Here is a 3,845-nt window from a genome sequence, read left to right as displayed (position 1 = left end):
TTTAGCAGGTTATTGTACTTACGGCAATAATTTCGGAGACCCTTTAGGCAAGCCTTTTTTATATTCTGCCTATCCTCTTTGGAAAGTTCTTGAAAATATGGACAATAGTTTTAATCGTAATTTAGTGAATGTTGGAGAGCATAGTTTTAATTTTGTACCTCATAATTCTTCAGCTGAAATAAACACTGATTTAAGAAGTCAAATAAAAAAAGAAATAACTGAATGGGTAAGAAAAGGCGGCGGAGTATTTATTTCACAATACGGAAAAATAGAGAAAATAGAATGTATAGATGCTAATGAATGGTACAATTTCAGAGACGGTATGCTTTCTACATTGTTTAAAAATAAAAATGTTGATATAAAAAGCGTTGGATTAAACAGAGGTGCTACAAGAAATATTGCTGAATTATCTCAAACTGATAGTATCATTGCCGCAAAGGAATTGATAGATAATTTTATTTCTCAATTAAATAATAACTTTATGAAAAAGTTTTTTGATTTAAACTTTAAATCATTAAGAGCAGCAGGAAACTGTGATTACTTGAATATTGTTTGTACTCTATCTGTTTCTCAATATAATAATTCACAGCAAAACGTTTCAATGAGTGCTATAAAAAAAGATGATAACACAAAAGAAGTTAATTCATCTTTAACAGATAATCAAGGAAATACTGTATCACAATCTGTACAATATGACAATCAAGGCAATGCTGTAGGTTTACAGACTGCTATTCCTTTATCTAAGTTTGTAAAAAGAACTCCTACTGGAGCAGAGAGTTTTATCATTAATGCTGACGAATTAGAAAAAGTTTTAGTAAGAACATCAAGCGAACTTTCTAATTATTTACAAGAGTTTGTAAGAAATGCTATGAATAATGATGACTTAATCAAAAAAGCATTGGAAAAACCTCAATCATTTATAAGAGGTTCTTTGCTAACTAAACAGCAAAAAGAAGAATTACTAAAAACTATACAATATACAATAGAAAACTCTTTGACTGACTTTTTTAATTATAAAGCAAATGAAATAGTGAACGGAGTACAGCAAAACTTCAGTGATATATTCGGAGTTACAATAAATGAATGGGTTGATAAATTAAGTAAGCAGTACACTAAAAACTATATGAAAGTAATTACAGAAGATTTATCAGCTAAGGTTGAGAAAATAGCTTTTGATAATCTTTTTAATTTTACAAGAGGATATAACAAAGATATAGATATAAAAAAAGCAACAGATTTAGTAAAGGAAAAAATATTTAATTTCAAAGGTAAAAATATTAATACTGAGGCAGACAATACAGCTGTATCAGTATTTCAAGGTGTAAGTGATTTAGCAAATAATAATGCTAAAGAAAATGTTGATGATTTAGCTATATTAAGAACAGGAATATTAGAAACGATGTGTAGTCATTGTCAAAAATATTTTGGTACTTTATACAGAAAAGACAGTCAAGGAAATTATTATAATGTTGATAGGGAATATGTTGAACTTCCTGATAAAGATTGTTTAGGAGGAGCGGACAGATGTAAATGTTATTATGTTCCTGTTTCTGAAGGGGTTCTCGGTGTTATTAATAATCTACTTACTCAAAAAGGAGCTAATAAATAAAAAAGGAGGGTGAGCCGAAGCCTCCGAGTAATGAAATTGCTCGGAACTTTTAGGCGAGGCGAACATAGCAATAATATGATAAAAAAAAGATACAAAATATTAGGTGATAGTTTCAAGCAATATACATTTCTTTCTGCCAATACATTTACAGAAGGGAAGAACAATATCATAACCGATAGAAATATTGATGAACTTATTAATAGCTTTAATAATAGAACTGTAGATGTATTTTTTTACAAAGGACATAAAGCAGACCAAACATTAGAGAGAGAGCCTTTAGGAAAGATTATAGCAGTTTATAAATCAGATGACGGTATAGGTTTAGATGCTGAATTGGAATTAAATGAGGCAGGAGAAGAAATAATTAAAAAGCAAGGTTTTTATCCTAGCATAGAAATGGTAGGACTTAAAACAAATGAAGATGATGATAATGTTTATTGGTCCAACTGTGAATTAAAAGCAGTTGCCGCAGTTGAATATCCTGCTAGTAAAAGTGTCGAACTTCTTTGTGCTAGCGGAATAATTGAAAATACAGAAGAAGAAAAAATCGTTCAGGAAGGAGGTCAAAATATGGGCGATAAATTAAAAGAGCTTTTATCAAAAGTAAAAACAGGGGACGCGGAGGCAAAAAAAGAATTACTTGATTTAATTGCCTCTGACGAAGAAATGGGTAATGCTGTAATTGAGGTTCTAACTAAAGAAGCTGAAAGTGTAAGCGAACCGCCTGCTCAATCAGAAGGAGAAAAAACTTCTGAAGGCGAAGTTAGAAAAGTAGAAATAAAGAAAGAACCTGACGGCACTACAAAAGAAGTTGAAAGAGTAAAAGATACAGAAGAGAAAAAAGAAGATGCCGCAAATCTTTCTGCTATTACTTGGGGAAAATGGTGCGATGAGTTTGCTGAAAATAATGAAGGTATTAGATGTTCTTCTAAAAGCGAGAGCGATACTTTTGTTAAAGCTAAAAAATTATTTAAGGCAGGCTTCAGCAAAGATGAAATTATGGATATGGTTAAATCTGGTTTACAAATAATTGGAGTTTCTTCTAAAACAGAAGAAGTAAAACTTTCAGCTGCTAAAGATAATAAGCCAGATTTTAAAGCAATATCTGATATGTTTAGATAATAAAAATTTATAGTAATAAATAAGGCGAAAACGAGCCAGCTAGTAACTTCAGTTGCTAGCTATTAATTGGCGAGTTTTTAGCATAGCAATAAAGGAGGAAAAATAATATGGTACATGGACAAGTTATAAAACAAGGAATATCAATAGATACTGCTAATCCGCCAAAGCCTTATGAGGCAGTATATTTAAAAAATGTGAGCGGAAAGGCTGTTTATACTAGCGAGTTTTCAGGTAATTTATTTATAGGTATTTGCGTTGAAGAGCCTGTTATTTATGGGACAGAGGTTGAAGGCGTAGTTGATGCCTCAGTTGGTGTTTGTTATGAAGGAATAGTTGATGTCAAAGTTGCTGAGGCAGTAAATCCTACTGATGTTATAACTCCTACAGCTTCAGGATTTAAGAAAGCTACATCTCAGCAAATACCGTGCGGAAAAGTTTTGAGAGCTGCTAAATCCGCTAATGATTTAACTACAATTATTTTAGTACAGCAAATAGCGGTTCCAGCATAATGTTAAAATTATCTTTTTTGGATAAATTACCTTATGTGTTTTTAAGAAATAAAAATTATAAAAAATGGAGGAAATAACAAAATGGCAAAACCAAGTTTTCAAAATTTAAGAAATAAAATGTTTGCTCCGCTTTCTAATGACTTATCCAGTTTTATCGGACAGACAAATTTTATAAGCAAAGATATACCAGAAGTACAGGTTGCTTTATCAAGTTTTATGCTAAATCAAGATGATGATAATATGGCGTATAATTTGAGAAACATGTATGGCGGCAATCCTTTAGGTCATGTTATGAATGAGGTTACTTTACCGCTTCAAAGAGCTTTTCATTTAGTAAGAGAAGAGTTTTATGTTGGAATAGATATAAATAAAATAGAAGATTACAATGAAATTACAGGCGATTCTAATGTAAGCGGACAGAGAATATATAATTATATCGGTCAGAAGCTAGCAAACAGATTAGGCTTAATAAGAGAAAGAAACTTAGCTAAAGTTGTACAAGATACAAATCTATATGACAGTTCAAATACTGTAGATTTATCAGCTACAGCTATGAGCAGTTGGACAGAAGATAATGTAGGCGAACTATTTGAAGCAGTAGTTCA

General features: G+C 31.3%; 2 protein-coding genes and 2 pseudogenes. All 4 read left to right on the top strand.

What is annotated here, in order from left to right; all coding sequences use genetic code 11:
• Positions 1-1,609: pseudogene (locus EZH24_RS15400) on the top strand (hypothetical protein); the annotation flags it as partial.
• Between the two features lie 75 nt (positions 1,610-1,684).
• A complete protein-coding gene (locus tag EZH24_RS08510) occupies positions 1,685-2,731 on the top strand; it encodes a phage capsid protein (protein WP_137998740.1) in 1,047 nt (348 codons plus the stop codon).
• 107 nt (positions 2,732-2,838) lie between these two features.
• On the top strand, positions 2,839-3,240 hold the full coding sequence (locus EZH24_RS08505; RefSeq protein WP_137998738.1) for a phage capsid protein: 402 nt from the start codon (positions 2,839-2,841) through the stop codon (positions 3,238-3,240).
• Between the two features lie 81 nt (positions 3,241-3,321).
• A pseudogene (locus tag EZH24_RS08500) lies at positions 3,322-3,845 on the top strand (phage capsid protein); the annotation flags it as partial.

The organism is Brachyspira catarrhinii (assembly GCF_005518285.1).
Taxonomy (GTDB): Bacteria; Spirochaetota; Brachyspiria; order Brachyspirales; family Brachyspiraceae; genus Brachyspira; species Brachyspira catarrhinii.
The sequence above is the reverse complement of the archived record's forward strand: the minus strand, read 5'-3'. Positions and strand labels throughout refer to the sequence as shown.